The sequence below is a fragment of the Sedimentimonas flavescens genome (genome assembly GCF_019264375.1).
Lineage (GTDB): Bacteria > Pseudomonadota > Alphaproteobacteria > Rhodobacterales > Rhodobacteraceae > Rhodobacter > Rhodobacter flavescens.
The window spans coordinates 1-4,699 of the sequence record NZ_JAHVAI010000038.1 but is presented as its reverse complement, the minus strand read 5'-3'; the positions used below and the strand labels follow the sequence as shown (position 1 = coordinate 4,699).

The window sequence follows — 4,699 nt, the reverse complement described above, 5'->3', positions numbered from 1 at the left end:
GCCATGGCGCACACTCTCACCAACTGGCCTGGTTTTGCTCCGCCGCCATGGCCGACTTTTGCGCCGCCGTTGACAATATGTGCTTCTGTCATAATGCATTGTAATTCCACACATTTTGTAAAACGATCGAAAAGGTGAGTTAAGCTAAGTCTCTGTTATCAAATGCGGTTCTGTGAAAATGTGTTGGATTATAGAAAGTATTACTTTTTCCTAAGCCGCTACCTCAGCTGCAATCTCAGCAACCTTATGCTTGTGCCTCAAGTAGTCGCTCAAAAGTTGCTCAACTTCCGCTAGCCCGCTCTTGCCCGCTTTGTCCCGCCGCTCAGCTAATCTCAGCCGCGTTCGCGCCAAGCAGTTTATCGCAGCGTCTAAGCTAAAGTCCTGTCCTGCGTGTTTTTGCCAAGCAAACCAGTTCCTGTTCTTACTGCACCAATCTCTACTAAGCTCTTCAGCTGTTTCAATCTCTTCAATCTCAAGCAGCTTCATGTATGTGTAGTTTAACAATTTCATCTAACTTTCCTTTGTTCGAAAACTTCGTTTGTTTGCTTTGAAGTTTTGATCTGGCAAAAACTTAGGATTAGCTGCAAACGTGCGTTTGCAACTTCCAGCGTTTCCGCCATTCACACATCAGTCAGCATCGCCGTTTTTCAGTGTGTTGCAGTTTGTGTTGCTATCTTCTTCCTACGTTTAGCAAATGCTACTCGCTGAAGTGCAGCTTCTATAGTGCACTCGTTCTTTTCTTGCAGTTGCAGCAAACGACGCAACTTTTGAATTGGCTTGGTTTTTGGATGTTGCTGATGCAAGTGCGTTGCGCACAAGCAAAGTGTGTCTGCTCCAAGTTTCCAAAATTCGTGTAAGCCATAGCTACTTGTGCTTTGCGCACTTCTAGCTAACTCAATCACCGTATGTTCATAGTCAATAGTAAAGCTACTTGCTTCGTCCCACGCACATTTTGCTGCAATACAGAACTGTTCTGCATTTGCGTTAGGTTTTGCGACAAAATGAAAGTGTAAATTGCTACTACTACTTCCAAACTGCTTAAATACCGCACGTTCAATTCTGTGCCCCGCATCAACTAAGTTGCGTCCCAGGTATGCTCTGTCCAAGTTGTTAAAGAACTTGCGAACAATTGCTTCTGCTTTGTGCTCGCTAATACTGTATCCGTTGGTAAATTTTAGCGTACCAAAAATCGTCCAGTCCGTTGCTGCAAGCCAGTCTGTCAATTCTTTGCATTGTTTGTTAAGTTCTACGTAATTCATTTCTTCTCGTCGTTTGTACTGGCTTGATGGGGGCTTGTGGGCTAGATGCGTTGGTTTTGCGCACAAGCTTGCTGCGCGTTTTTTCTACGTGTGTCCGTTTGTCCGTTCCACTTTTTACATCAGCGCCCAGTTCTATCAGCCGCTGTCGCCTGCCACTTTGCTCGCGCAACATTTGCCGTAGCATCAAAGCCGTCATGTCCATCGCTGTGTGCTGTTCGTCGTCGCTCAGCTTCATATAGCGTGCAAAAACCAGCTCAAGCTGCTGTCGTAGCTCTTCAATCTTCTTCATGTAAGTGCCTCCGAAGTTATTTATGCTTTGGAAGCAAAGGTTCGGGCTTTATAGTAATTATCTTTCAATGCAATACGCTTTACTTTGGAGCGCTAGTTGTTGTCTCGCAAAGCTAGAATAGCTGCTTGCACGACGGGCGCTACTGTCGAGTAATTGATGTTACGTTCAGCGCAATACTTGCTGTTAAGCCAGTCGCTAAGTGGCTTCGCACCTTTGCTTGAATTGCATCCACAGCAGCAAAGCGCTATGTTTTCCCGTGTTACAATTCTTGCATCGTTAATAATGTGCTCCCAACTTGCTGCAGTCTTTCTGCAAACTTTTGCTGGAGTGAATTCGACAGTACAGTAAACACATGTTTTGTCGCGTTCCCTAACTTCGTCTTCGAGCTTTTTTGGTATGTTCCAGCTGTTTGTCATGTCGTGCGTACCTCTCCGTTTGTTGCGTAAAGCTTAGTATTAACGTTTGTATCAGTGCAACTGCAGTTTGTTGCACCAAAGCTTCAGAATCCGCCTTAAGGTTCTGTTTTATATCGCAATTGTGACGACAGAATGCAGACTTGTGTGAGCAACATAAGGAGCAAAATCATGTCTGCATTATTCAAACTCACCGTCAAAACTGTCACCCGCACCAACAAGCAAGACCCAGTGCAGCAACGCAGGCGGAAGCTTGTTGTTGGCATTGAAGAGCAGTTGCTGGTTGCTGCAGCTGCGTTGAAGGGTGAAGCTTATGAAGTGCGGCGCAAGACGTGGGTAAAAAATGTACAGGGCGAGAAGGTACTGGTTGAGCGTCTGCGCAAGGTGCGGGCTTGGTTTTTTGAACAGGACGGCGGCTGGTATGTGCAGTGCAAATACGGAAGCAAGGCGCTGGCACTTGGCAACGGCAACGCTGTGTTTGTGAAAGCGTTGGCTGATGTTGATGGAGCATTGCAGGCTTTGTATGCAGCTGCGGCTGGTGGTGAGCTTGACGAAGCTATTGAAAACATGATGAAAAGTAGGGGGCAAAGGGCTTTGAAAGCAAGCGCAGCACGCCCAAAGTAATAGCAGTTAGTTAGCAGGATTTTTGGGCGTAGCGTAACGCATTGAAAAACATTGATTTATATAACCTTCCGAATAGCGAAGCGCTGATCTTCGCGAATACGATTTTGGAGAACGCGGTCCTTCGGGGCCGCGTTTTCTTTTGGAGACGTTGCGGGCGCGAGGCGAAGCGAACCGTTTCCATCCGGGCCATGTTAGGCTAAGGACTGGAAAACAACATAAAGGACCGAACATGTCCGTCTCCATGCTTTCCACCTTCGTCAAGCCGATGCACCGCGAGGGCCGCAAGTTCGTCGCGATTGCTGCCGGCATCACGCTGGTGCTGTTTCTGATCTGCGAATTCCTCGGCTGGATCGGTGTCGGCCTGACCGTCTGGGTCTATTACTTCTTCCGCGATCCGGTGCGGGTGACGCCCACGCGCGAGGGGTTGATGATCTCCCCGGCGGACGGGGTTGTCTCGCTCCTGGAGCCGGCGGTGCCGCCGGCGGAACTGGGGCTGGGCGATCAGCCGATGACGCGGATCTCGGTCTTCATGTCGGTGTTCAACTGCCATGTGAACCGCCTGCCGATGGCGGGGCGGATCACCAAGGTCGCCTACCGACCCGGCAAGTTCCTCAATGCCTCACTCGACAAGGCAAGCTCGGACAATGAGCGCAACGGCCTCGCGGTGCAGATCGCGGACGGGCGCAGCTACGGCGTGGTGCAGATCGCGGGCCTCGTGGCGCGGCGCATCCTGTGCGAGGTCAATGAGGGTCAAGAGATGCTGACCGGCGAGCGGTTCGGCCTGATCCGCTTTGGCTCGCGCCTCGATATCTATCTACCCGATGGGGTCGAGCCCCAGGTCTGCATCGGTCAGACCATGGTCGCAGGCGAAACCGTTCTGGCCGATCTGCAATCGAGCGAGGCCGCGCGCAGCGGCGGTATTCGCTGAGGAGGTCGTGATGGAGCCGCGCGAACGCGAGCAGATGCCGTTCCTGCTGTTGTTGCCGAACCTGGTGACAATTGCGGGCATGTGCCTCGGGCTGACCTCGATCCGCTTCACGATGGTGGGCAAGTTCGAGACAGCGGTCGTACTGCTGATTCTGGCGGCGCTCATCGACGGGCTCGATGGCTTGATCGCGCGACGCCTGCGGGCCACCTCGGATTTTGGCGCGGAGCTGGACAGCCTGTCCGACTTTCTGTGCTTTGGCGTAGCGCCCGGCCTGCTGGTCTATCGCTTCGCCCTAGGCGAGGCGAATGCGCTTGGCTGGGTTTTCGTGCTGATCTTCGCCGCGGCCGGGTGCCTGCGCTTGGCGCGCTTCAACGTGACGCGTGGCGAGGCCGGGGCGGGCAAGAGTCATTTCACCGGCGTACCGGCTCCTGCCGGGGCGATGCTGGCGCTGCTGCCGGTGTTTCTGAGCCTGGCCGGAATGGTTGAGACGCGCGAGGCCCCCTTCGCGGCGGCGCTCTGGCTGGGGCTGGTCGGTTTCTTGATGATCTCGCGGGTGCCCACCTTCTCGCCCAAGTCACTGCGGGTTCCCCGCTGGGGGGTCGGCGTGCTGCTGATGGGTACAGCGATCGCCATGGGGCTGATGTTTACCCGCATCTGGTTGCTGATGGCCTTGCTGGATCTGATCTACGTGGCGATGCTTGTGCCAGGGGTATGGAGAATGCGCGGACGTATCCTGCGCTGAGTGATGAAAGGGCCGGGTCGGAGACGATCCGGCCCTTGCGATTCCCGGGCACCAGACCGAGTCGCTCCTCAGCATGCAGGTGCGGGACATGCTGCGTGGCAGGATTTCTTCTCGGGCCGAGCGAATGCTGCTGCACCCAGGCTTTTCACAGCAATTTTCAGGCTATCGAAAAAAAATGACGGTTTTGCGAAAATTCCTCTTGCGGTCCCCCGTCAGTACCCGTAAAACGCCCTTCACCGACGCGGCAGACGCCGCAGCGGGACGCCGGACGGTCCGAGCTAAGCGCGACGATCCGAAAGCAACAACACTCAGGTTGAGCGGCCATCCAGCGCCCAGTATGGGATGCGATGGTTCGTTTTGGTCTGACGCTCTTTGACATTGATGGATATCTGAAGAGATATGCGGGCGGTTTGGTCGGTTTCGACGTTTAACCGTAGCATATCG

Annotated in this window: 6 protein-coding genes; 3 read left to right on the top strand and 3 right to left on the bottom strand. The window is 53.2% G+C overall.

Going from position 1 to position 4,699, the window contains the following annotated elements; genetic code table 11:
* Positions 1–210: 210 nt before the first annotated feature.
* From KTQ37_RS16485 to KTQ37_RS16475, 3 genes are all read right to left on the bottom strand, one after another.
* Positions 211–510 carry a hypothetical protein gene (locus KTQ37_RS16485; RefSeq protein WP_218631600.1) on the bottom strand — a complete coding sequence of 100 codons (300 nt, stop codon included), beginning with the start codon at positions 508–510 and terminating at the stop codon, positions 211–213.
* 137 nt (positions 511–647) lie between these two features.
* Positions 648–1,259 carry a hypothetical protein gene (locus tag KTQ37_RS16480; RefSeq protein WP_218631599.1) on the bottom strand — a complete coding sequence of 204 codons (612 nt, stop codon included), beginning with the start codon at positions 1,257–1,259 and terminating at the stop codon, positions 648–650.
* Positions 1,240–1,548 (bottom strand): hypothetical protein, encoded by a 309-nt coding sequence (locus tag KTQ37_RS16475; RefSeq protein ID WP_218631598.1) that lies wholly within the window; start codon positions 1,546–1,548, stop codon positions 1,240–1,242. Before KTQ37_RS16475 ends, KTQ37_RS16480 begins: the two co-directional genes overlap by 20 nt.
* Positions 1,549–2,132: 584 nt before the next feature.
* On the opposite strand from KTQ37_RS16475, the gene KTQ37_RS16470 reads away from it, so the two are divergent.
* The 3 genes from KTQ37_RS16470 (at position 2,133) to pssA (ending at position 4,255) form a co-directional block, all read left to right on the top strand.
* Complete coding sequence (locus KTQ37_RS16470; RefSeq protein ID WP_218631597.1) at positions 2,133–2,585, top strand: hypothetical protein; 453 nt, start codon at positions 2,133–2,135, stop codon at positions 2,583–2,585.
* Positions 2,586–2,724: 139 nt separating this feature from the next.
* Entirely contained in the window at positions 2,725–3,513 is a 789-nt protein-coding gene (locus KTQ37_RS16465) for a phosphatidylserine decarboxylase (RefSeq protein ID WP_263847338.1), read from the top strand.
* A gap of 10 nt (positions 3,514–3,523) precedes the next feature.
* Positions 3,524–4,255 carry a CDP-diacylglycerol--serine O-phosphatidyltransferase gene (gene pssA, locus KTQ37_RS16460; RefSeq protein ID WP_218631595.1) on the top strand — a complete coding sequence of 244 codons (732 nt, stop codon included), beginning with the start codon at positions 3,524–3,526 and terminating at the stop codon, positions 4,253–4,255.
* Positions 4,256–4,699: the final 444 nt, after the last annotated feature.